The organism is Stenotrophomonas sp. NRRL B-14846, from assembly GCF_050473585.1.
Taxonomy (GTDB): Bacteria; Pseudomonadota; Gammaproteobacteria; order Xanthomonadales; family Xanthomonadaceae; genus Stenotrophomonas.
Window position 1 is genome coordinate 1 of the sequence record NZ_JBFLUN010000029.1, and the last position, 23,244, is coordinate 23,244.

The window sequence follows — 23,244 nt, forward strand, 5'->3', positions numbered from 1 at the left end:
CTCACCTGGTCGGCCAAAATCCCGACACACGGGCAGTGGTGCGGGTTTCTGTAGACTCATCGATGACCGCCCTCGCCCATCGTTGAAGAAACGCAGGCTCCCCCACCTTGGCGAGGGTCTTGGGTGCCAGCACCTTGCGCGCCTCGACCGGACAGTGCCCGCGCCAGTAGCGACGCGATGCCAAGGAATGCCTCTGCTTTCGCTGGGCTTCTCTACCGGCATTCGCTCGATGTAGAAGCGGGGCTTGCCGTCGACTGGTGGCAGGTGGTCGCTTCACCTCTCGATGGCCGACCACGCGCATGGGCCCTTCGATCCTCGCAGGCCACCACCGCAGGCACAGCACATCAACTGCCAGCGCTTTCCGGTGATCGCCGCCGGCAACTTGCCAGCGCGTTCGCGATGTCGATGGCGGTCAGCTCTGGCTGGCCCGTACCGCGTGACCCGGCCACCTGCAGCGGCAGGCTGCGCGGGGCTGAGCCTCGCCATGGTCTTTCCGACATTCCTGCTCACGCTCGCCTCTCCCGTCAGCAGCGCCGTCTGGCGCGCAATGAGGTAATCGTCGCTTCCGAATGTCTCGTGGAACGTGCGTGAGACCCTTCGGCCAGACTGGGCCGAATACTCGCGCGCATCCGCGCGTGCGTCCAACCGTCCACTTCGATGCGCCCGCGATGATGCCAGAGGCATCCGGCGTAACCGTGCGCATGGCTGATGCGGATGTTCCCCGACTTCACGTGGTTGTAGTCGCTGCAGGTGGCCACGTGCTCAAGCGGCATGCGCCCCATTTCCGACCAGATCAAGCACGGGATGCACACCGTCACTTTCGCCTCATCAACGCGTGCTGCCTCAGACTTTCTCATCGCCCTGTTTCCAGGGCGCCGCTTCTTCTTGAAATTCCGCATGATCCCCACTCGCTATAGGTGTCGCAATGTTAAACCTCGAGGGCCAAATAAAAGAGCAGCTCCTCCCGTGCTGCCAACCAGCCTTCGCATACCATCTGCCCGATACCCCTGCTGTTGCAACCTGGTCAAACCAGCTTCGCTGCGCTGTTGAAACCTCGGGCTTTCTCCCCAGGTCCATTCGCGTCGCCTTCAACTCGATGCGCAAACCGTGATATTCGCCCCGCGCCACATCGAGAACCAGATCGGGGTAGCCGGCGCGAACGCCTTGTGCTTTCAACCTGGCCGCCTCGAGCTTCCCTCGCCGTCCGCCGTTCGGAACGTGCATCAGGTACTGCAGGTCAGGTAGCTGCGCGCTCGCTGCCGCCACCCAATCGAACAACGCTTTCTGATGCGCATCTTCCGGGTGACGCGGGCGAGTGCCCGCGCCTCCTCGCATCGTGTTTCCACCGATCAACTGCTGATCTCCAACGCGGTAGCGGCTGCGCGAATACGCCCCGCGATGCGCTCATTGCTCGATGCCGCGCTGACCGTGCACACGAAGCCAGGCGCTGTCAGGAGCTGGCTGTAGTCAGGGTGGTCCGGGCCCACGGCCTCCAACATTCCATCCGCGTCAATCGTCACCACCATGGGCGCTCCGCCGCCAAGATCCGCAGCGTGTGCGGGCGAGGTTGGCCGCGACCAGCCAGATATTGCCGAGCTTGAACGATGGTGGGTGCTCAATTGCGTTGTTCATACGGTACTACCCCTGTCTGTTGGTTCCTTGGAATTTGCCGTGCGCAGCAGCACCGACCGAGCAGTGCTCAGTCGGAATCACCACGCGAATCGCCGGCACGCAATAATCCATCTTTGCCCATGCTTTCAGCTTCGCTCGGCGACAGGCCAAGCGTGGCGCTGATTGTCAGCAAGGTGCTTGCGCATCTGCTCTCTGGTTGCCGGCTTGTGCGGCCGGCCTTTCGGCGCTTCCAATTCGCCCACCACGTGCGGCAGGGGGTTCGCCCCGCATTACCGCTTCCTTCGCCACGTCGTATGCGTCACGCAGCATCCGCTCGGCATCACACGTGCCGATGCAGCGCGGTAGGCATAGACATCCAGGTACCGCCAAACCGCGCGAGTGAACGCGGAGCGGAATTTGAAATGCTTCGACAGCTCGAACTTCACCCGCCCCAGGCTGGGCACGCCCAGACACATCGCGCGGAATCGCGGAGCGGACGGCGGGAAGTCACTTCCTTCAACTCGGCAGGCCTCCAAGCCGGAATCGATCTGCTGCCGTGCGACATACCGGCGAGAGTCAGCCCCCACTCACGCCCGGCCGATGACCGAGGATTGGCGCCGTAATCGCGCTCCCAGGTTGCGCCGTACAGGCCGCCCATCCGGAGCCACAGGTAGTCAACGATGTCATTCGATACGGTCGGCGCGGCCCTCGATGTAGCCGTCTGCGCCCCAGCCTCGCTGCTGATCTCCCTCGCGTCCCGCGCGAACTGCCGCCTCGATCCGTTCGACGGCACTACCTCTCCGATTCGTTGCATGGCTCACTCCCTGTGGAGGTGGATTCTGGCGTTCGGCGTTCTCACGCCGTGCGATAGCGACTACGTAGGTCGCGGGCTTCCCGCGACACTCAGCCCACCCGGCGATTTCCAGAACGTGCTCGACCGTGACACCTTCGGCAGCCGCTGCAATCAGGTCGGGCGTGTAGCTGGTGCATCGGAAGCCAAGCCGGTTGAGCGCGATGGCCATCGGCGCCGCAGGGCTCAGAACGGGCGCCTGGTCTTCCGCATGCCCCTCGAAGTAGCCCTCGCGTGGCGGTGGTGGCGGTGGATCGTCCAGCCCCCCAAGTGGGTAGCTGATTACCATCTGGAGTAGAAGAATCTCCTCTCCTCTTTCTCCTCTGGTCCGCTTCCCGTCCGCACCGCCTGCGGACTCCCTCCGCTCCCGCGGCGCTTCCGGTCCGCGTCCTGCGCCCGACGCCGGGCCGATGCGCCGTTGTGCGTGTCGAACTCAGGCAGCACAAGGCATCCCGGCTTGCTGTCGTCCAGCCAACGGACATCCAACATGGCACCAGCCATGCCGGGGTAGGCCGATCAGCTCGTCCACCAGCTCCAACGTGTAGCCCTCAAGCACGCCATCGGTGGTGTGCTCGTCAAACAGGCACCACACCGCATGCAGTCCGCCAACGACCCGCAATCTGTCCGTTTTTCAATGCGGACGCCATGCGGACAACCTTGGGGTGCCTTCCAAGCCCGGTGCGTACCTTGATCCAGTCGCCAGCCATGTCATTCCGCCCGCACAACTGCGTGGATGTTCAGGGCAGCCAGCAGCGCGGCGAACTGGTCGATACCCTGCAGCATTCGGCCGACCGTGGCGGCCGAACACCCGAGTTGGCGCGCCACGGCACGCTGGGACACGTCGCGGACTCGGCGGCGGATCAACAATGCGTTGCTCACTGCGTTCACTTCCCCGCAACCGGGGTTCCGAGGCGGTCCTGCATCGCTTCCATGCGGGTCCGCCCGTATCTGGGTCCAGCACTGCTGCCTGCAGGTCCGGGTGCTTTTCGAGGAGCTGCCGCGCCCGCAACTCGGGCACGAACTCGCCCCATTGCCGGATGGCCTGGCGGGTCAAGGGTGGAGAGAAGGCGCGCGCGACTTCGCCGCGATTGCCGCCGAAGTAAGCGAGCACATTTGAGGTGCGAAGGATCGTTGACATGCCGGAAAGGAAAGCACGCTTGTCGCTAGGTGGTCAACATGTCACACCTTGCCCGGCGTATCGTTGCTACCTATGACCACGAGCCGACCCCTGCGCACCGCTGCGCCGTCGAATCCCCGCACCCAAGGGGAACGCATACGCTTCGCCGTATCAGCGCCAACCTGTCCCAGGAGCAACTGGGCATGGCAGTGAACAAGGCAGGCGGGTCCAGCGTTACGAAGTCGCTGGTCAGCCAGTGGGAACGCGACGGGCGTGAAGAACCCCACCAACGACAACCTGTTCGCCATCGAGGCGGTAACTGGCTTCTCTGCCCAGTGGATTTCCAGCGGACGCGGGACCGCAGAAGGCAAAGGCGGCCTCCACCGTTCGACTTGATACGCATGCGCTCGAGCGCGCGCTCGCCGCCGCGCTGCCGGACAACGGCAAGCACGCGGACCTGGCCCAGTGTGTGGCCGGCCTGTACGACGTGTTGATGGACACCCCGGACGTATCCGACAAGACCCTCGCCAGCTCGCCTCGGCACTGGCGCGCCGGATCTGATTTAGAAAAATCGAGCCGGGGGGTTGACGCCTCGGCGGAAAGCTGTATTTGTCGCAGGTGTCACATGTTGAACCTTGCGAACCATGACGCCACCAATCGACGGCGCTCGTCTCATTCCTGACGAGCGCCAAGCACGTATTACGCACGCAGCCTGGACGTGGCCAACCACACCGGCCCTGTGCCATATCGGGCGCTCCCCCGCCCACTTCCGGTACTGGGTGGAAAACCCTCAGTCCGATGGCGACACCAAGGACTTCGCGGTTCGGTAGAGCGTTCCATTGCGCGACGCTCGAACCTGACGTGTTCAGTCGCACCTATGCGGTGATCCCTGCAGGTGCACCCGCCCGCCCCACTTCGCGGCAACTCAACGCGAAATCGCCAGGGTCGCGAAAGCCGCGCTGCGCTCGACTGGTGGGCGATGTTTCTCGCCGGCCACGAAGGGTCGCACGTTGGTCAGCGTTGATGACTACGACCGCTGCCAGCGCATGGCCGAGAGCATCCGTTCGCACTCGGATGAAGTGGCGGGCCTGCTGGTTGGTGGGATTCGCGAGGGCGACATTGCGATGGCAGGACGATGAAACCGGCCTCGCGTGCAAGCACGTATCGACAACTACGAGCCAGGCCTGTTCATGCTCGACTCAAGAAGACCCGTGACGCCAGCGAGGAGGCCTTTGCACGCTCCATCGCCAACTACCAGTACGACCAACAGGCCGCTCACTACTGCGCGGGAGGTGCCGCATGCGGCACCCCAGTGAAGCATTTCATCTTCCTGGCCTGCGAAGACACTCCGCCGTATGTGTGCCAGCCCTACTACCTGGATCCCATGGCCGAGCAGCGCGGCATGGGGTTGCGTAGGCGGCGTATGCGCATCCAGGCCGAGTGTCTGCGTACCGACCGCTGGCCGGGCTATGCCACCAGCTTCCGACAGATTTCCCTCCCCAGCTACGCCTACTACGGCACCGACGAGGTAGCATGACCCGATTCCACACAATCCACTGCGCTTTCCCCGGCCCGAGAAGCCGCCAGCATCGAACGTGGTTTGGCCATGGACGCCACCAGCTTCGAAGGTGTGCACACCGTTTTCAGCCACGGCAACGCCTTCAACTTGGCCGTGAAGATGGCAAGCATGTTGTCGGATTCCACGGTGATCCCGGCCCCGTACCAAGGCAATCCCTCCAACTGCCTGATCGCCATCGACTACGCCGCACGTCTGCGCGTGTCGCCGGTGATGCTGATGCAGAACATGGACGTGGTGAAGGGCCGGCCAGGACTGCGCGGCGCATTCCTGATCGGCCTCATCAACGCGTGCCCTACTGTTCAGTCGAATCGAAGTTCGAGTGGCGCGGCTCCCCCGACGATGGCACCGGGCAGCCTACTGGCGACTACGGCTGCCGCGCCTACGCGACCGAGATCGAAACGGGCGATGTCCTGCAGGGCACGTGGGTGGACTGGGCGATGGTCATCGGCGAAGGCTGGGACCGCGATAACGGCAGCCAGAAGTCGAAGTGGAACACGCTCTCGCGACCAGATGTTCCAGTATCGCGCGGCTTCCTTCTGGTCCCGCACGAACGCCAGCGACGTAACGCTCGGTCTGCACACGGTCGAGGAGCTGGATTATCTCGAGAATGCTCCGGGTTACGCACGCGAGTCGCCTTCTCCTGTCATCGAACACGACCACGACCGGGGCATGCCCGGCCTGCTGGATGAACTTGCGGATCGTGCACGCAGCGCTGCCGCGCACATTGATCTTGCGGAGCCAAGATCGCCCGCCGAAGACGAGCCTTCGGCGCCTCCGACCGACACGGCGCCAACCAAAGACGCACAGCCGAAAGCGCGCAGCGGACGCCGAATCATTGAGTAACTGCGCCACAAGGTTTCACAATATCAACCTACAGAATGCAGGAGCAATTATGCGTATCACCGGAATTACCGTATCCAACTTCCTTGGCCTTCCCCACTTTCAGCACGCCCTTACTGAGCCTGTCTTGTTCGTCGCTGGCGGGAATGGCGACGGCAAGTCCAGCTTGCTGCAGGCCGGTCCGCTTCGCTTGACCGGCGCAATGCCCCGAGGCAGTCACCAGAGTTGCGGACCGCAACCTGCTGCTGACCGAGGGTGCCAGCAAAGGCTATGTCCAGGTGGAGGTCGACGGAAACCCGCTGCGCCGCACCGTGTCCACGGCAAAGCTTACGGGTGATGCTCCGGAAAGCCCGCACCTCGACCTCTGCCTCGAGGCATCACAGTTCGCACGGCTGGATGACAAGGATCGCCGGAAGTTGCTCTTTGCCATCGCCGGTGTAAAGGCGAATGGCGAGGCTGTCTCCGAGCAGATGAAGGCCCAGGGCATTCGCGCTGACAATCATTCAAGACCTGTTGCCACGTCTGCGCGCCGGGTTCGAGGCGGCGGCGGCCCACGCTCGAGACAAGGCCACTGAAGCGCGCGGCGCTTGGCGCGCGGTGAGCGGTGAGAACTACGGTTTCCACCAAGGCGGAGGGCTGGGCCGCAACGGTTGAGGTCGAGGAGCCCGACCAGGCCGCCATTGACGAGCACGCCGCTGCCATCGCTGATCTCCGGGCGCGCGTGGCTCCGCTGCACGCGGCGATTGCCAAGGTTGAAGCCATGCTGCCACCGGACAAGCTGGCAGAGTTGCAGGCGCAGTCCGACGGTCAGGGTAAAGCAGAGGGCGACCCTCGCCATGGCCCAGCAGGTTGTTACGACGACACGGCTGGCAGCGGTCGCAAAGCTGCAGGTGCAACTGCAGCCCGGTGCCAGTGGCGGCGTTCCCATGCCCATGCTGCGGGAAAGTCGATCCGGATCGATGGGCAGCGCCTCGTCGCCGCCACCGAATCCGACGGCACCGACGTGCAGAAGGTGCGCAACGACCTCGCCGCCCGCCAAGGTGCGGGCCCATGACGCCAACACGCAACTGCAGGTTGCTCGCCGGGCACTCGCCTGCGCACAGGCCGCCGCGTCCACGCTGGCCAACCTTCCCGGAAGCTCCCACCGACGAGGGCTGCGCGCACCGGATCTGCTGGCTGATGTGAATGAGTTGCTGCAGCAGCACGACCGCGCACACCGCGCCCTCCTCGATGCTCGGGCACAGCACGAACGTGCGAAGCACCGCACTGAACAGGCCGCGCGCGCCATCACCATGATGCGGCCGCATGGAAGCTGGCCGAGGAGAACCTGGCACCCGAGGGCATTCCCTCGATCCTGCTGGCCCGAGCGCTGGACCCGGTGAACGCCACTCTTGCCGCGGCCGCTTCCGTCGCCGGCTGGCGACCCGCAGCCGTCACCCGCGACATCACCCTGACCTACGGCGGCCGTCCCTACGCGCTGGGTTTCCGAATCTGAGCAGTGGCGAGCTGACGCCATGTTCGCGGCCGCCATCGCAGAGCTTGCCGGTGCCCGCATCCTGATGCTCGACCGCTTCGACGTGCTTTCACCACTGGCGCGCGGGGATGCACTGGATTGGATGGATCACCTGGTGGCGAAGGCCATGTCGACACGGTGATCGTCGCAGGCACCTTGAAGAACGCCCCGACCTGGGCGAAGGCGTGGATGTTGTCTGGCTCGGCGCCGCCGCATAGCCCCTTCCTGTGCACACGAGGTATCACATGCGAAACCACGAACCAGCGTGCCGACAGCTCGCGATTGATTTCACGCCTGCGCTCGAACGCGCACAGCTCGGAATGGAACGCGCGGTCAACCACGCAACCGGGTTGAAAGCGAGTGGAGCGGGACAGGCACTGGATTGCTGGTCGCGTTCGCCCGCCAGGCACGCCGAGCCTTTCCTCATCGAGGAGGCGAGGCGCTGGGCAGAAGCAAATGGGCTGCCGCCGCCACCAGACGCACGGAGCTGGGGCGCCGTGACTAAACGCGCATCGATCAAGAAGCGCATCGAGAAGGCCGGCGCAGCCCCGGCGGCCTCATCCAACTGTTCCCTCAAACCCCTTTGGCGCTTCCGCGCCTGATTGGAGATCAACGATGTCCCTGATTTTCTTCTACGACACTGAAACCACCGGCCTCCCAGCTTTCAGCGAACCGTCCGACGCCCCCCACCAGCCGCACCTGGTGCAGGTCGCCGCATCGCTGGTGGATGCGACCACCCGTAAAGTGATCTCGTCCATCGATGTGCTCGTAAAGCCCGACGGCTGGACCATCCCCGAGGAAGTAACTCGCATTCACGGGATCACCAACGGAGCAGGCCGAGCAATTGTGGCCTTGACGAAAGCCTTGTGACCGAGCTGGTGCTCGACATGTGGCGGTTGTCGGATGTCCGCATTGGCCATGTCGAATCTTTCGATGCCCGGATCCTCCGAATCGCGTTGAAGCGCTATGCGACCGCAGAAGTCGCGGACGAATGGAAGGCAGGCACCGCGCAGTGCACCGCCAAGGCGGCCAAGGCGCTGATGGGCATGACCAAGAATCCGAAGCTGATCGACGCGCACAGGCATTTCCTGGGGCGCGAGTTCGACGGCGCTCACACAGCCCACGCCGACATGGTGGCGTGCCGTGAAATCCACTGGGCCATGGCCGACCACGAAAACGCCTGACGCGGCGAGAAGGGGAATCACATGTTCTTTCGCAATTTGACCATGTTCCGCGCGCCGCAGATCACGATGTTCGAGCTGCAGGATGGCCTCGAGGCATCCGCCCTCAAGCCGGTCGGACCGCTGGAATACAACTCCGCCGGCTTCGTGTCGCCTTTCGGCCGCGGTGATGGCGAGCCGCTTTCCCACGAGGTCGCTGGGGCGCTGTGGCTGACCATCGGCGAAGAAGAGAAGATCCTTCCGGCCGTCGTCGTCCATCAGATGCTGGAGCGCAAGCTGGCCGAAATTGAGGAAAGCGAGGGGCGCCGACCAGGTGGCCGCGAGCGGAAGCGTATCAAGGACGATCTACTACACGAGCTGCTGCCCAAAGCATTCGTGACCTATCGGCGGAACGACATGTACCTCGACCACGCGCGCGGCGTGGTGTTTGTCGACACGTCCAGCCGCAAGACCGGCGAAAACATGATGTCCGCCATCCGGGGCGCACTCGGATCCTTCCCTGCCATGCCGGTCAACGCGGAGGTGTCCCCCCGTGCCGTTCTGACGGGCTGGATCGCCGGCGAGCCGTTGCCCGAAGGGATCAGCCTCGGCGAGGAAGCGGAGCTGCGTGATCCCGTACAGGGCGGCGCAGTGGTGAAGTGCAACAACCAGGAGCTGCGCTGCGACGAGATCGACAAGCACCTGGACGCCGGAAAGCAGGTCACGAAACTGGGGCTCGTGTTCAGGGATCGGTTGTCGTTCCTCCTCGGTGAGGATCTGACCGTTCGCAAGCTGCGCTTCCTCGAGGGGGCTGTAGATCAGCTCGATGTCACTGACGTGGACAGCCGGCGGGCCGAGATCGATGCCCGGTTCGTGCTGCAGGTCGGTGAGGTCGGCGCGCTGTTCGACGCCCTCGAGCAGGCATTCCGCCTGACCCGCTACGTCTGATACGCCGGCCGCGCCGGCGGCCGGCTCCATGGAATTTGGAGAACCCACATGCTCATCCTCACGCGCCGCGCCGGCGAGTCCATCGTCATCGGCGAGAACATCCGCATTGTTGTTGCCGAAATCAGGAACGGCCAGGTCCGCCTGGCGTTCGACGCACCGGCAGAAATCGAGATCGATCGCACCGAGATCCGAGCCAAGAAGGAGGCAGCACGATGAACGCTGCCAACCTCATCGATACGTTGCTTGCCCGTCCGCAAGCGCGTTGGTTCCGAGACACGGCGAGCGGCGGATCGGCCCTTGCTACCGGGGTCGTCGTCGCACCGCAAGAGCTGCAGACGTTGCAGGCTGCACTCGCCTCCCGCCAGCCGGTGGGGAGCAGCTTCCAGGCTGACGTTGCCGAGTGGATGGGCCAGTGCTTCCTGCCGTCGCTCTACAGCAACATGACCGAGCGCGGCGACCGCCTGCTGGAAGAAGTGCTGGAACTGCTGCAGGCTCACGGCTACGACAAGGCGCGCGTGCCCACCCTGGTTGACTACGTGTTCGGTCGCCCGGACGGCGATCCGGCGCAGGAGGTCGGCGGAGTCATGGTCACCCTGGCCGGCTACTGCTGGGTGGCGGGCCTCAACATGCACACTGCTGGCGACGCCGAGCTGGCTCGCATCAACCAGCCCGATGTGATGGCGAAGATCAGGGCGAAGCAGGAAGCCAAGAACGCGCTGCACTTCGACACCCCGCTGCCGGGCAGCGCCGATGCATCCGTGCCTGCGCAGGCCTTGGACCTGCCCTACTCGCTCGATGCCGACCCGGCAGGTATCCGCGCCCGCGTGTGCGACGTGATCACCGGCACGTTGATGGTCGGCGCGCAGGGCCACACGCCGCCGCCGGCCGGTCACTGGGCTGAGCCGTTCTGGAAGGCGGCGCGTGCCGATGCGGCTGCGCAGCCCGTGGACCTGGGGCAGATGCCGCACGGCATCCGCCTGGTCGAGATCCCACGTCGCAATGGGCTCGATCCTATCAACGTTTTCGTGCAGGACTACGAGCTGGGGCGTGGCCGAATCGTGGTGACCTGCTACGGGCAGGCATGGTGCGGGTTCTGGGGCGCTATGGGCGACCGCACGGTGATGCAGTTCGTTGCCGCGTGCGATGCCGACTACGTGGCCGGCAACATGCTGAGCGGGCGACATGAGCACGTGAAGAAGCATGAGCGCACCTACGTGGAGCGCATCGCCACCGAAGTGATCACAGAGTTCCGCACCCTGCTTGCCCCCAAGGCGGTGACGCTGTGATTCAGCTCATCGCACCGAAACGGCCGAAGGCCGGAGCTGGTTGGATCCAGCAGCCCAATCCCCCGGCCTGGGTGTCCCTCGGATATGACGCGCTGGCGTTCCGCCATCCGGCGCGAGGCTTGACGGTGTTCTCTGCCGTCGAAGTGGCTTCCGATCCGGGCGACATTTCCAAGGGCCCCGAGTATCACATCAGCATCAGCCGCGACGGGAAGCGCTGCAGCGCTGCTGACGCGCGCCAAGTGATCGCTGATTTCGACATGGATGGGGCGGAAGAAGACAACCATGTGCCCAACGGCATCGTCCGTAACTGGTGGCGTCCCGTCGCTGAGCATCTGGTCGGCATCGAATGCCACTGCAAAGAGAGCGAGCCGAAGATGGTCGAGGACAAAGGCGATTACATTTGGCGCGGTGTCCCAGGGGGCGGCAGCCATGGGTAACTTCTACGGACACATCCATCTGGACGTGCGCGGCGCGCTGAAGAACATGACACGGCGCGAGCTGGCCGCGATGTTCACCGAATCCAGCACCGGCAGGAAGCTCAACGCCGATGAAGCAAAGGACGTGCTGCTGGATCACCTCGAGGCGGGCCACAAGGTCATTCCGCTCGGCCCCGCCTGCGAGGGCTTCGACTACGCCGGCGGCGGTTGCCCTGGCCACGAGGAGCAGAGCGATGGCTGACAACGCGCCTCTGGTGCTGGACCCATGCTGTGGCAGCCGAATGATGTGGTTCGACCCCAGCGACCAGCGTGTCCTGTTCGGCGACCTGCGGCACGAAACCATCACGGTGATCGACCGCACCCACCGCGCCGATGGCACCCGCGTGCTGTCCATTCACCCGGACTGCATGCTGGACTTCCGTGCTTTGCCCTTCGCCGACGGCTCGTTCCCGCTGGTGGTGTTCGATCCGCCGCACCTGGTGCGCGCTGGCAGAGACAGTTGGCTGGCAGCCAAGTACGGCCGGCTCAGCAAGGACTGGCGTGCGGACCTGCGTGCGGGCTTTGCGGAGTGCTTCCGCGTGCTTCGCCCCGAGGGCGTTCTGATCTTCAAATGGTCCGAAGTCCAGGTGGCCACGCGGGACGTGCTGGCCCTGACCGATGCAATTCCTCTTTTCGGCCATCCATCCGGCAAGCGCGCCGGCACGCACTGGATCTGCTTCATGAAGGAACCTGCCAATGGCTGACGGCTCCCGCTCACCCGACATCCGCGTTACGCGGACCAAGACACGAATCCGTCCGGCCCTCATCGGCGACCTGTTCTGCGGAGCCGGTGGCCTGTCGAATGGTGCCAAGCGCGCCATGCGACAGCTCAATCGGCCGGTGAAGCTGATCGGCGTGAATCACTGGCCGGTCGCCATCGAGACCAACCGCCGTAACCATCGGGAAGACGCTGACCGCATCCACTGCGCTGATCTGGAATCCGCCCTGCCGCTCTCGCTGGTGCCCGAGGGGCGCCTCGACCTGCTCATCGCCGCGCCCTCATGCGTGTTCCATAGCAGGGCCCGCGGCGGCCGTCCTGTGCACGATCAGCAGCGCATGGATCCGTGGCACGTGGTCCGCTGGTGCACCGAGCTGCGTGTCGCGCGCATCCTGGTGGAGAACGTGCCGGAGTTCATGGACTGGGGCCCGTGCAGCCTGGTTACCGGCCGGCCCATCCCGAGCCGCAAGGGCGAATACTTCCGCGCCTGGGTAGCGGCGCTGGAAGCGGTGGGCTTCAAGGTCGACTGGAAGGTGGTCTGCTGCGCCGACTATGGCGACCCGACCACCCGCCGTCGCTTCTTCCTGATCGGTCGGAGCGACGGGAAGCGCCTGACGTGGCCCGAGTTCACTCACGACCGCGTGGGCGGTACCGACCTGTTCGGCACCCGCCAGCGGTGGCGTGGTGCACGTGAGGTTATCGACTGGACCATGACCGGCAAGAGCATCTTCCACCGGAAGAAGGCGCTGAAGCCGAATACCCTTCGCCGCATCCTCGCGGGCTCCGTGAAGTACAACTGGCCCCAGCCCTACGTCGACGCCGTGCAGGCGCTCCTCGACGGCAGGCAACCGCGTCTGGTGTTCACTCGGCAAGAGGCCGTCGAGCTGGGCTTGGTCCACGCCGACTCGATGCTGCTGAACCTGCGCGGCACCAGCGAGCAACACCTGCAGTCCGCTTCTCGGTCCACGGACGAGCCCGTGCCGACCCTCACGGCCGGCGGCACCCATGTGGGGCTGGTGCTGGCGACCAGCAGCGGCGGCGTAGCCCGCGACCTGGACCAGCCCTTGCCGACCATCACAACCGGCGGCGCGGGCAGCCAGCGCCCCGGTTGTGCGCGGCCGCAATTGGTGGAACCCATCATCGTCCCGACTTCGAACACCAGCAGCGCGGGCGTGCCCCGCTCGGTGGCCGAGCCGATACGCACGGTGACCACCGCCAAGGGCGGCGACCAGGCGGTGGCTATGCCGCTGGTGGCGCCGTACTACGGCGGCGGATCAGGGCTCACCGCGTCCTCGATCGCGGAGCCCGTGCCGGCGGTAACGACCAAGGCACGGTTCGGCCTGGCCGAGCCTGTGCTGATGCGCGCCGGCCATGGCGACAGCGACGGCCGCGATCCTGCAAGTCGAATTCTGGATGCCAGTGATCCGGTACCGGCCCTGACGGGATCCAACGAGGTCGCGCTCGCAGAGCCTATTGTGATGCGCGGGAACGTCGGTGCTGGCCGGGTCCGCGACATGCGTCCGGTGAGCGATCCGCTCGCCACCATCACCACATCGGAGTCGCTGGCACTCGCCCAGCCCTTCCTGGTGCCCAATTTCGGTGAAGCGCCGGGGCAGACTCCACGCACGCACAGCGTCGATAACCCGATGCCCACGGTTACCGCGAGCGGGCATGTGCAGCTCGCTCAGCCGGCCGCCGAGCTGGCCGACGAGGTGGTGATCGACATCAACTACCGGATGCTGCACTGGCGCGAACTTGCCCGCGCCACGTCGTTCGATGACGAGGGCGAGGTCTACGACTTCGCCGGTACCGCCACCGAGATCACCAAGCAGATCGGCAACGCAGTACCGAACCGCACGGCGAAGGCCCTGGTGATGAGCTTGATGAGGGACGCGGCATGAAGTGCGACAACGAACAGGGTCCACCAGTCATTTCTGCGGTGGTGTTCGAGGGCATCACGGTGGTGGGCGCCGACGGCCGACCTGCATCGTTGGCAGTGTTGGACGCGGATGGCCGCGTGCTGGCTGCCGGTCCGGAGGTGGCGAAGGCTGCGTGGGAAGCATCGGTACTGGCCTACCGAAACTTCCTGATCGGCGAGGGCCACATGCGGGTGCTGCAGAAGCCGGGCGCGAAGAAGTGACCCGGCAGCAGGAGTATATTTTAGCGATCTTTAGGGCACCCTAAAGAAATAAACCCTATACTCCTGCGATCCGACACTGCGACACCTGGCTCTATGGCTACAAAGGCGAGAGTTTACAGCTACTTGCGCTTCAGTGATCCCAAGCAGGCGGCCGGCAGCAGTGCCGACCGCCAGCTCGAGTACGCTCGCCGCTGGGCCTCCGAGCACGGAATGACCCTGGATTCGGCCCTTTCCATGCAGGACGAGGGCCTTTCCGCCTACCACCAGCGCCACGTGAAAAAGGGTGCCCTCGGGGTGTTCCTGGCGGCCATAGATGAGGGACGGATCCCCTCCGGGTCGGTGCTGATCGTGGAGGGCCTGGACCGCCTCAGCCGCGCCGAGCCCATTCAGGCTCAGGCCCAGTTGGCGCAGATCATCAACGCCGGCATCACGGTGGTGACCGCCAGCGATGGCCGTGAGTACAACAGGGCTGGACTCAAGGCCCAGCCCATGGATCTCGTCTACAGCCTCCTGGTGATGATCCGGGCGCACGAAGAGTCCGATACCAAGAGCAAGCGCGTGCGCGCCGCAATCCACCGGCAGTGCCAGGGCTGGATCGCCGGCACCTGGCGCGGGGTCATCCGGAACGGGCGTGACCCGCACTGGCTGGAACTGACCAAGCCCGGCGAGTTCAAGCTGGTGCCGGATCGAGCCGAGGCCGTTCGGCTGGCCGTCCGCATGTTCCGCGAGGGCAACGGCGCGGTCACCATCATGCGCGCCCTCGAGGAGCAGGGACTGCAGATCACCAACGGGGGCAACCCCGCCGGCCAGCTCTACAAGATCGTCCGCAACCGGGCGCTGGTGGGCGAGAAGGTGCTCGAGGTGGAGGGGCAGGAGTACCGGCTGCCGGGCTACTACCCGCCCCTGCTGACGGCGGAGGAGTTTGCCGACCTGCAGCACGTCGCCGGCCAGCGCATCCGCCGCAAGGGCACCAGCGAGATCCCCAGCCTGATCGCCGGCATGCGCGTCACCTACTGCGGATACTGCGGCTCGGCCATGGTCGCGCAGAATCTGATGAATCGCAGTCGACGGGCGGATGGGCAACCGCAGCATGGGCACCGCCGCATGATCTGCGTCGGAAACTCCCAGGGCTCGGGCTGCGCGGTTTCCGGGAGCTGCAGTGTGGTGCCGATCGAGCACGCGCTCATGACCTTCTGCGCCGACCAGATGAACCTGACCCGGCTTCACGAGGGGGGCAATCGGGAGGCCAGCATCAGCGGTCAACTCGCAGTGGCCCGCGCGGCCGTCGCCGACACCACCGCCAAGATCGAAAAAGTGACCGATGCTCTGCTTTCGGCGGCCGCCGGCCAGGCCCCGGCTGCATTCATGCGCCGCGCCCGCGAGCTGGAAGAGACGCTGGCCGGCCAGCAGGCCGAGGTAGACGCGCTCGAGCACGAGCTGGCCAGCGCTGCCGCCACGCCGCCGCCGGCGCTGGCGCAGGCCTGGGCCGATCTGGTGGAGGGTGTGCGTGCGCTCGACTATGACGCCCGTATCAAGGCTCGCCAGATGGTCGCAGATACATTCGAGCGAATCGCCATCTACCATCGCGGGATAGAGCCCGTCCAAACCCGGTCATGGAAGGGAACCATCGATCTGGTGCTGGTGGCCAAGCGCGGCAGCACGCGGGTGCTACACGTTGACCGGCAGACCGGCGAATGGCGGGCTGGCGAGGAGCTGACCACTGAGGCGCTGCCAGCGCCGCTGTAGCGGAACGATTCGACACGCCGGCCGCGCCCGGCGATCATTCGCTCCTGACATCAGGAGGATCGTCATGTTCCGCATCATCGCCGCGCTCGCCCTGGCTCTGGCTGCCACCGCTGCCGCTGCCGAAGAACCAAACCCATATGCGCGCTACGCGCAGCCGAAGTGCGCTGCCGGCTTCAAGCCGGTCGGCAAGTCGTGCTTCAAGGTGTGCCCCGACGGCCAGCACGCGCCGGCGGCGAATGTGGATCGCTGTGAAAAAGACGTGCCGCAGTTCGTGAAGCGCGGCTTCTTCGGCGGGTGCCCGACGGGCTACGTCGGGCATCCTGCCGACCCCAGGCAATGCACCCTCCCGATCATTGCCGAGAGGATGCTCCGCCCCAGGCGCTGACTATTCGGCGAAGCGCGCCTCCTCCCGCGCCTTGTCAGCGATCTTCGGGTTCAGCACAACGCCACCCTCAGCTCGGGAGCTGTAACGCATGCGGGCCTGCAGCGAGTCGCGAATGGTGGACGTGTTGATCGCCAGCTCCGGCTGAGCCTCGTTGAACGAGCGGATCTTGCCCAACACCTTCGTGACCGTATCGGCGTCACCCGCCCGCCACGCCATCGCGTAGGCATTCAGCAGCGATGAGCGGCGGTCAAGCAGGCGCTTTTCGTAGTTCTTGGCCGCGTTGATGCCTTCATACCGCTCGTTGAGGCTCGCAGGCGAGAATCCCGCGAGCTGCAACAGCGAACCGCCTACCCCAAGATCCTCGATCACAGGGTCGCCGCGCAGGGTGTTGACGCCCTGAGTGGTGTAGCGGACCGACTTCATGCCGTCCTTGACCGCCTTGGGCATCATCGTCTCGACGCCGCGCCAGGTGTGCCCCTCTTGGACCTGTGCCAGGCCGCGCAGCGTGTTGACCAGCATCCCGCCGAACAACGGGCCACCGGCCTGCTCGAGCAGATAGTCGGCCATTTCCTTGCCTTCCAGCTCGCGGTTGGGCTCGCGGAACCACAGATCGTTGAGGCTCACGCGGCTGCCGATGCTGGCCGAGGTGAAGTAGTCGACCGGCCCCTTTGCCAAGATTCTGGCCGCATCCGCGCCCAGCAGATCGGCAAGGAAGTTGCGGAACGCCACCTCCGAATCGAACGGCTCGTCGTCGTCATCGCCGAACGCCGACGCCGCGGCATCAGCCAGTCCGAACATCACCGAGGTCAGCGGCATGCCCATCAGGCCAGCGAACAGGCCAGTCATGCCGAGCACCCCACCCAGCTTCGTGCGCGCCTCGCGGCGGACCTCCGGTGCCTGGCCCTTGATCGACTGGTACAGGTTTCTCCACAGGAACCACGTCATGTTCAGGCTGTACTGCCGGAACAGCAGCAGCACCTTGGCTGCGTTGCTCTGCATGAAGCGCGCGCGGTTGGCGTTGCTGTAGTCGAAGTGACTCTCCGTCACCACATCACCGGCGTACTTCACCGCCTCGTTGAACGTCTGGCCACCTTGGCGCGCAAGGCGGAAGGCCGCCAACGCGGTTGCCTCTCGGTTCACTACCTCCGCCTTGTGGAACAACCAGGAGATCACCTGCATGCCCTTGCGCACCGCAGGGTTAAAGGCGCGGGTGTCCGTTTCCGACAGGCCAGCCAGGTTGTGTGCCTGGGACTTGTCGATCGCGCCCGACGTGCGCCAGACGTGGTACGCCGCACGTTCTTCCGCATTGAGGTTGCCGGTGATGTCGCCCGTCGCGGTGCGCAGCGCAAGGCCCATCCCGGACGACAGGGCCGAGAACGCCTTGCCGACCCCGAAGCGGGCGGCCAGCACCGGGAAGGTAACGATGGCCGTCTGCGACAGGTTGACCAGCGCGGCCGCCGGCGTGGTGCCCAGGTACCAGGCGAAGCCCAGCGAAGTCAGCCCGCTGACCGTCTTGGAGTCCTTGGGGTTCATCACCCACTCGTGCCGCTTGTTCATTTCGCTATAGAGCGCCGCCCCCTTGGCCGCGCGCTCCGGATCGCTCTCGGTCAACCGGTCAACGGCTGCCTTCATGTCCATCAAATCGGCGTCCAGCTCGTGGGCATGGCGAAGCCGCGCGACCTGGAAGCTACCGTGGAAGAGGTTTGACGAGAACGACCGCAGGGCGTCTGCGCTGTAGCCGGCCGTGCCCTTGCGGTGGATCTGGTGCTTTCGCACCGACAGCTCCGGCAACGTGCGCAGGTAGAGCTGGTACACGTCGTCGCGTGTGCTCTCGTCAATGCCGGCGTTGGCCAGCAGCTCCTGCAGGTCGGCCATGAAGCCGCCGCTGGCACCGGCCAGGCTGCGGGCCTCATCGAGCTTGCGGCCCGCCTTCTTCACGGTGAAGCCGCGCGCGGGTAGCTCCCGCTGTGCCTCCCGCCACTGCTCGACCTTCTCATACATCAGGAAGGCAGGCTCGCCAGCAGCGTCCGTGGCGGAGATCCAGAACTGACCGAAGCGCTGCAGCGGAAAGTAGGGACCATTCAAACGCGCCGACTCGAACTGCTGTCGGATCTGGCTCACCATCGTCGCCTTGGACTTCCGGTCGGCCTGCAGTGCTTCGATGCGGTCGATCAGGGCCTGCTCCATCTGTTCCGATTGGCGGACGTAGGCCTGCTTGGCGGTGCGGTAGAGCTGCTGGCCGGCGGCCGGCAGCGCCAGGAAGCGCCGGACCAACTCGGGGTAGACCGCCTTTCGAGCCTGCTCCTGTGCGAGCAAGTCATCCAGTGCCTGCAGCTCGGCCTCCAGGCGGCCCACAGCCTCCGACGATCGCGCCTGGCGCATGTCCTCTGCCACCGAGGCCTTACGGCGCTCGATGCTGGAAGGGGTGACGATCTCGTCGGGACCGCGGCGGGTGGCGCCGGTACGCAACGGCACATAGTCCTGGGACGGGTCGACACCCTCGATCGTGGTGTCGTGCATCAGGTTCGCGGTCGCATCAGCCCCGGCGCGGTCCTTGCGCTGGAACTTCTCCCAGGAATCCGCGATCCCTGCGGCCTCCTCCTGCATGATGTTGCGGTCGGTAGCCATCTGCTGCACTCGGTCCGCGTAGGCCGCGACCTGCTGCAGATGCAAGTCGCTGCCCAGCTCGGCCAGATGCCGCAAGGTCAGCGCACCGAGCCAGGCCGGCCGAGTGTTCTCGCGGAGATTCTCGGGCTTCAGCCCCCTGAACATCGCTTTCAGCTTGTCCGCCACACGGCTCGACGGTCCACCCAACGCGGCATCCACGGCCGCAACAGTGGCCTCCGGATCGGGCTTCGAATAGCGCATGTCGGCGTTACGCGAATTGAACGCGCCGGTGTTGGCCGTGGCCGACTTCACCTGACCAGGCTCGAACGCGATCCACTGCCCGATTTCAGCAAGGTGGATACCGTCATGCCCCTCAGCCTTGAGGGCCGAGCGAAGCGCCTTCGCCTCTTCGAAGGAATCGACAGCGAGGAACTGATCGAGGGTCATGGGCTTGGGATTCTGCAGCGACAGGTAGGCGTCGATCACGCGCTCATCGGCGGGAACACCGTCTGCGGCCTTCTCGGCGTACCGCTTCGCCTTCGCCTTGCTCTCATCGAAGAAGAAGCCCAGTGGCGCCGTCATGTGCCCGGTAGAACGGCCCAGCCTTGCCGGATCGAACGACCAGAACTCCTCGCCGGTACCGTGGTACACGACCTTCGGATCGCCGCTGGCATCGGCCACCTGCGACCGACCGAACCACTCCCTGAATTCGGGGCTGCGGACCTGATCGGGTCTTGACATAACCCAACCGGGGCGATCCACGGAATTGACCGCATCCCGCAACTGCGATAGGGTCAGCGCCGTGAGCCCCGTTGTGGGCCGTGACGCGCCTTGGATGTGACCGGGTTCGCGCACGGCTTCTGCGGGGCTTACGTTTTCCAGAACATCCGATTGCTGCAGGTCGTAGGCGAACTTCCCGTTGCGCTGCTCCTGCACCACCACGCGGGCCACACGCAGGTCGTCGCCGATCCGGACCGGTGCGTAGAAGTCGTGATAGGCCACCACCGAATCGCCAGACGGGTTCACCGCAGACGTGTCCGCGTTCGGGCGTGACCGTCCCAGTACCGCCGCCTTCGTGATCTGCGGCAGCGCCGGCACCAGCAGCAGCTTCTCGGGTCGGAAACTCACCAGCTCATTGATCGAACGACGGGTGAGGCCGATGTCCCAGCCCTTGTCGTCGTTGTGCATCACCGTGCCGGCATCGCGCATGCGCACCAGGTAGTCGCGAGCCACGCGACGGGCCTCCTTCGGCGGCAGGTCCGGCGATATGTCGCCCACCGTGACATCGACTACCGGGATGGACTGGTTGAGGTCGCCGGCAGTGCGGGAGAAGGCCAGGCCAGCACCTGCACTGCTCGCGCGCGGACGCGCTCCGCCTCGGACATATCGCGACGCCGCGACCAGGTGCTGCCTCAGCTCCGCTTCGCTCAACTGCAGCGTGAACCCGAGCTGCCGCAGGAAGTTGCGCACCGCCGTGACGGCTCGATCGATCACGCTGTTGCGAACGCCCTTTTCGGCCATAACGGCCACGGCCTCGCGGATACCGATTTCCCGATTCGCGCCACGGTAGCGGCGGTCGATCTCAGCAAACAGGGCGGCGTGCTTTCCTCCGGCCCGCATGCGGTCAATCGTCCGCGCAATGTCCGCCCACGTGCGGTCGCCGGTGATGGCTTCGATACCAAAATGCCCCACCGCCTCATGCGACAGCACCTGCAGAGCGCGCTGCGGGCTGCTCAGATTGTTGGCCACCAGATAGACGGTCCCGGTCGAGTCGTCGTAGAACCCCTCCGCGCTCACGTGCTCGGGATCGCTCTTTGCCCGTGCTGGCAGATCGGCATGGCTTTCCAGCACCACCACCGCCGGCGCCTCGCTGCCCCACTTCGCAGTCACCGTGCCGATCGCCTTCTTGGCCTGGGCTGCCGAAATGCCGCGGGGGGCGACCTCAGCCGGCCGTGACAGCTTCACGGCCTCAGCCGGTGCCGCCTTCTTGTCGACCAGCACCGGGGATTCGAAGGTGCGCGGCTCGTACAGCGGCATGCCCTGGCCGTCGGTCGCCTCCGCGTACGGAATGGCCACCTCGCCGCGTGCGTCGCGGCCAACCACGAACCAGCCGTCAGCGGTCCACCGGTGGCCGGTCACCTCGAACGTCTTGCCGTTCCAAACCACCTCGGTCTCGACGGGAGCGCCGCTGCGGAGCCATGCCGGCGGTGGAACCGGATTGGCCTGAATGTCGCGCTCAAGCTCCACAAGCGCCTTCTCGGCCGCCTTGAGCTGGTCGCCCATGTGGAAGGGCTCCGTCGTGGCTTTGCGCAACCGCTCCGCCGTCGCGCGATCCTCGCGATGCCTTCGGCCAGCTCCCGCACTTCGACCGGGTAGCGGCGCAGCGCTGCCTCCAGGCTCGCCACGGTGGGCTGGTTCGACGTTATCTCGACGCCGTGCACATCCAGCACCAGGTGCGGCACCTCCGCGTAGCGGTCCCACATGGCCTTCACCGGGAACTCGCCGAAGGTGGCCACTCGCTCCGGGCCATCACCAACACGCATGTTGGCCGAGATCCACTTCCCGATCGCCTCGCTCGCTTCCTTCCGGTCGGCATGGCCCTGCCGTCAACGTCCATGGAGAAGCCCTTGCCGGCATTCATCGCCACCAAGGTGTCCACGGCGTCAACCGCGCCGGCCTTTTCGATCTTCGAAAGCACCACCTCATTGCGGTCCGCACGGTTACTGATCGAGCGAATCTTGGATTGCGAATCAGCGATGCCGCGGCTGTGCAGGCGCTCCCTCGACTGCAGGCCTTCGATCTTCTTGCGGAGCTTTTCCCGGATCAGGATGCGCGGATCGCCAGCCGCCTCCGCAAAGGTCTGCAGGATGTCGCTCTGCTCCTCCGCTGCCGCCTCTCCCTCGATTACTCGCTCATCGCCCTTGGAGCGCAGGAACGCCTTGATGAAGCGATCCTTCACCGCGAGCACCTGCCAGCGGCGGCCATCGAGTCGGTCCGTCAGGTAGCGGTACTCGAGCACCGTGTTCCACTGGTTGCACTGTCGATGACCGCGCCCGTTGCGCTGCTCGAGGTCGCCGGGCATCCACGGTGCGTCCAGATGGTGCATGGCCCGCAGATTGCGCTGCATGTTGACGCCGACACCCAGCGATGCGGTGCTGCCAATGACCACACGGATTTCCGACCGGTTCATGCGGTCGGCAACTTCCTTGCGCTTTTCCTTGCTGGTCGATCCATCCACCAGGGCAATCTGGTCGCGCGGGATGCCCTGCTCGACCAGACGAGCCACCACGTCCTGGATCGTGGAGAACACCTTGTAGCGCTGGTCCATGCGCGCTCCCACCGGGCCCACCTTGCGGGTGGCGGTGGTCGAGATCCCCAGCTCGGTGAAGATGACCTGATTCGCCTCCGGATGGCTGCGGTAGAGGTCCGCAACGTTACGCACGAGGCGGCTGGCCTTGCTGTTCGGGTCATCCTCCGCGCGGCCCTCTTGGCCGGCCAACTTCTCGCCGTCCAGCAGGCGAACATCCAGGCTTGCCTTGTTCGCCAGCCCTTCGGTGATGATGGGCGACTCGGGCAAGCCGGCGAGCATGGCCTCCTTTCGGGCCTTGCTGGTCATGCCCCGCCAGGAGCGGGCATACCCTTGGATGCGCTCGAAGGCAGCCTTTTGCGGCCCGTCAGGTCTGCCGTCTCAACAACCACCTTCTTGTACGGCCGGTCCTTGGCCCCTTCTGTGCGGCCGTTCAGCAGCTCAGCGCTCTCGGCCTCGGTCAAGGTCTTGTCGCCCAGCCGCTTGCCAGAGGCCGTGCGGCGCGGCCGCATTTCCGGCATGTCATCGGCGAACACCACGTCCATGTACTGCCCGACCATCCGGCGCAGTTCGGGCACGTTGATGAAGGCGGCCAGGCGGGTGACCGCCTCGTATTCGGCAGCCGCGTTCAGCTCGACATCCTGCACTTCGCGCGCAAACGATCCGAACCAGCCGTCCCATTGGTCGACGCCGGCCGCCTCCATCTCCTCCGCCATCACGTACCGCATCTGGTGGAACACCTCGGTCATGGTGTTCGTGACCGGGGTGCCCGTGAACAGGTGCACGTTGTTGCCGTTGTTGTTGGTGCGGACGTAGCGCGTGAGGAAGTTCAGTCCAATCGACTGCGCTGAGGATTGGGTCTGCAAGCCCTTCATGCGCATCTTGGTAGTGAACGGCGGCTTCTTGAACTCGTGGGCCTCATCCACCAGCACCATGTCGATCCCAGTTCCTCGAACGGGAT

General features: G+C 65.2%; 25 protein-coding genes and 1 pseudogene. 19 read left to right on the forward strand and 7 right to left on the reverse strand.

Annotated elements, in window-relative coordinates:
- Positions 1-843: 843 nt before the first annotated feature.
- Entirely contained in the window at positions 844-1,353 is a 510-nt protein-coding gene (locus AB1281_RS24500; protein WP_430347254.1) for a VRR-NUC domain-containing protein, read from the reverse strand.
- A gap of 938 nt (positions 1,354-2,291) precedes the next feature.
- Between AB1281_RS24500 and AB1281_RS24505 the strand changes: the two genes are divergently transcribed.
- Positions 2,292-2,759, forward strand: a complete 468-nt coding sequence (locus AB1281_RS24505) for a hypothetical protein (RefSeq protein WP_430347255.1) — start codon at positions 2,292-2,294, stop codon at positions 2,757-2,759.
- Positions 2,760-3,169: 410 nt separating this feature from the next.
- Here AB1281_RS24505 and AB1281_RS24510 read toward each other — a convergent pair whose 3' ends face one another.
- On the reverse strand, positions 3,170-3,340 hold the full coding sequence (locus tag AB1281_RS24510; protein WP_180853785.1) for a helix-turn-helix domain-containing protein: 171 nt from the start codon (positions 3,338-3,340) through the stop codon (positions 3,170-3,172).
- Between the two features lie 124 nt (positions 3,341-3,464).
- A pseudogene (locus AB1281_RS24515) lies at positions 3,465-3,599 on the reverse strand (Cro/CI family transcriptional regulator); the annotation flags it as partial.
- A 252-nt stretch (positions 3,600-3,851) separates the two neighbouring features.
- Here AB1281_RS24515 and AB1281_RS24520 point away from each other — a divergent pair.
- The 3 genes from AB1281_RS24520 to AB1281_RS24530 all read left to right on the forward strand — a co-directional run bounded on the left by AB1281_RS24520 (position 3,852) and on the right by AB1281_RS24530 (position 6,000).
- Positions 3,852-3,974 (forward strand): hypothetical protein, encoded by a 123-nt coding sequence (locus AB1281_RS24520; protein ID WP_430347256.1) that lies wholly within the window; start codon positions 3,852-3,854, stop codon positions 3,972-3,974.
- Positions 3,975-4,890: 916 nt separating this feature from the next.
- Positions 4,891-5,115, forward strand: a complete 225-nt coding sequence (locus AB1281_RS24525) for a hypothetical protein (protein ID WP_430347257.1) — start codon at positions 4,891-4,893, stop codon at positions 5,113-5,115.
- A 69-nt stretch (positions 5,116-5,184) separates the two neighbouring features.
- Positions 5,185-6,000, forward strand: coding sequence for a hypothetical protein (locus tag AB1281_RS24530; RefSeq protein WP_430347258.1), 816 nt, complete (start codon positions 5,185-5,187; stop codon positions 5,998-6,000).
- Between the two features lie 374 nt (positions 6,001-6,374).
- Here AB1281_RS24530 and AB1281_RS24535 read toward each other — a convergent pair whose 3' ends face one another.
- On the reverse strand, positions 6,375-6,500 hold the full coding sequence (locus tag AB1281_RS24535; RefSeq protein ID WP_430347259.1) for a hypothetical protein: 126 nt from the start codon (positions 6,498-6,500) through the stop codon (positions 6,375-6,377).
- Positions 6,501-6,601: 101 nt separating this feature from the next.
- Here AB1281_RS24535 and AB1281_RS24540 point away from each other — a divergent pair, with 101 nt between their 5' ends.
- The 15 genes from AB1281_RS24540 (at position 6,602) to AB1281_RS24610 (ending at position 16,369) form a co-directional block, all read left to right on the forward strand.
- Positions 6,602-7,051, forward strand: a complete 450-nt coding sequence (locus AB1281_RS24540) for a hypothetical protein (RefSeq protein ID WP_430347260.1) — start codon at positions 6,602-6,604, stop codon at positions 7,049-7,051.
- Positions 7,052-7,511: 460 nt separating this feature from the next.
- Complete coding sequence (locus AB1281_RS24545) at positions 7,512-7,652, forward strand: hypothetical protein (protein ID WP_430347261.1); 141 nt, start codon at positions 7,512-7,514, stop codon at positions 7,650-7,652.
- 103 nt (positions 7,653-7,755) lie between these two features.
- Complete coding sequence (locus AB1281_RS24550; protein ID WP_430347262.1) at positions 7,756-8,112, forward strand: hypothetical protein; 357 nt, start codon at positions 7,756-7,758, stop codon at positions 8,110-8,112.
- 13 nt (positions 8,113-8,125) lie between these two features.
- On the forward strand, positions 8,126-8,380 hold the full coding sequence (locus tag AB1281_RS24555) for an exonuclease domain-containing protein (protein WP_430347263.1): 255 nt from the start codon (positions 8,126-8,128) through the stop codon (positions 8,378-8,380).
- Positions 8,377-8,694, forward strand: coding sequence for a hypothetical protein (locus tag AB1281_RS24560; protein ID WP_430347264.1), 318 nt, complete (start codon positions 8,377-8,379; stop codon positions 8,692-8,694). The genes AB1281_RS24555 and AB1281_RS24560 overlap by 4 nt, the downstream gene beginning before the upstream one ends.
- A 21-nt stretch (positions 8,695-8,715) precedes the next feature.
- Positions 8,716-9,618: a recombination-associated protein RdgC gene (locus tag AB1281_RS24565; RefSeq protein WP_430346175.1), complete on the forward strand. Its 903-nt coding sequence runs from the start codon at positions 8,716-8,718 to the stop codon at positions 9,616-9,618.
- Positions 9,619-9,666: 48 nt separating this feature from the next.
- Positions 9,667-9,834 carry a carbon storage regulator gene (locus AB1281_RS24570; RefSeq protein WP_430346176.1) on the forward strand — a complete coding sequence of 56 codons (168 nt, stop codon included), beginning with the start codon at positions 9,667-9,669 and terminating at the stop codon, positions 9,832-9,834.
- Between the two features lie 122 nt (positions 9,835-9,956).
- Entirely contained in the window at positions 9,957-10,904 is a 948-nt protein-coding gene (locus AB1281_RS24575; protein WP_430346177.1) for a hypothetical protein, read from the forward strand.
- Entirely contained in the window at positions 10,901-11,341 is a 441-nt protein-coding gene (locus tag AB1281_RS24580; protein WP_099527662.1) for a hypothetical protein, read from the forward strand. The genes AB1281_RS24575 and AB1281_RS24580 overlap by 4 nt, the downstream gene beginning before the upstream one ends.
- Positions 11,334-11,582: a hypothetical protein gene (locus tag AB1281_RS24585; protein WP_099527663.1), complete on the forward strand. Its 249-nt coding sequence runs from the start codon at positions 11,334-11,336 to the stop codon at positions 11,580-11,582. The genes AB1281_RS24580 and AB1281_RS24585 overlap by 8 nt, the downstream gene beginning before the upstream one ends.
- A 106-nt stretch (positions 11,583-11,688) precedes the next feature.
- Positions 11,689-12,084 (forward strand): SAM-dependent methyltransferase, encoded by a 396-nt coding sequence (locus AB1281_RS24590; protein WP_430346178.1) that lies wholly within the window; start codon positions 11,689-11,691, stop codon positions 12,082-12,084.
- Entirely contained in the window at positions 12,077-13,999 is a 1,923-nt protein-coding gene (locus tag AB1281_RS24595; protein WP_430346179.1) for a DNA cytosine methyltransferase, read from the forward strand. Before AB1281_RS24590 ends, AB1281_RS24595 begins: the two co-directional genes overlap by 8 nt.
- Complete coding sequence (locus AB1281_RS24600; protein ID WP_180853795.1) at positions 13,996-14,238, forward strand: hypothetical protein; 243 nt, start codon at positions 13,996-13,998, stop codon at positions 14,236-14,238. Before AB1281_RS24595 ends, AB1281_RS24600 begins: the two co-directional genes overlap by 4 nt.
- A gap of 123 nt (positions 14,239-14,361) precedes the next feature.
- Complete coding sequence (locus AB1281_RS24605; protein WP_430346143.1) at positions 14,362-15,984, forward strand: recombinase family protein; 1,623 nt, start codon at positions 14,362-14,364, stop codon at positions 15,982-15,984.
- A 64-nt stretch (positions 15,985-16,048) separates the two neighbouring features.
- On the forward strand, positions 16,049-16,369 hold the full coding sequence (locus tag AB1281_RS24610) for a hypothetical protein (RefSeq protein ID WP_430346144.1): 321 nt from the start codon (positions 16,049-16,051) through the stop codon (positions 16,367-16,369).
- Here AB1281_RS24610 and AB1281_RS24615 read toward each other — a convergent pair whose 3' ends face one another.
- The 3 genes from AB1281_RS24615 to AB1281_RS24625 all read right to left on the reverse strand — a co-directional run.
- On the reverse strand, positions 16,370-21,259 hold the full coding sequence (locus AB1281_RS24615) for a PLxRFG domain-containing protein (protein WP_430347265.1): 4,890 nt from the start codon (positions 21,257-21,259) through the stop codon (positions 16,370-16,372). It abuts the gene before it with no gap.
- Positions 21,260-21,464: 205 nt separating this feature from the next.
- Positions 21,465-22,592, reverse strand: a complete 1,128-nt coding sequence (locus AB1281_RS24620; protein WP_430347266.1) for a helicase-related protein — start codon at positions 22,590-22,592, stop codon at positions 21,465-21,467.
- Positions 22,589-23,244 (reverse strand): hypothetical protein (locus tag AB1281_RS24625; protein WP_430347267.1); only part of this gene is annotated, 656 nt, incomplete at its 5' end. The genes AB1281_RS24620 and AB1281_RS24625, both read right to left, overlap by 4 nt.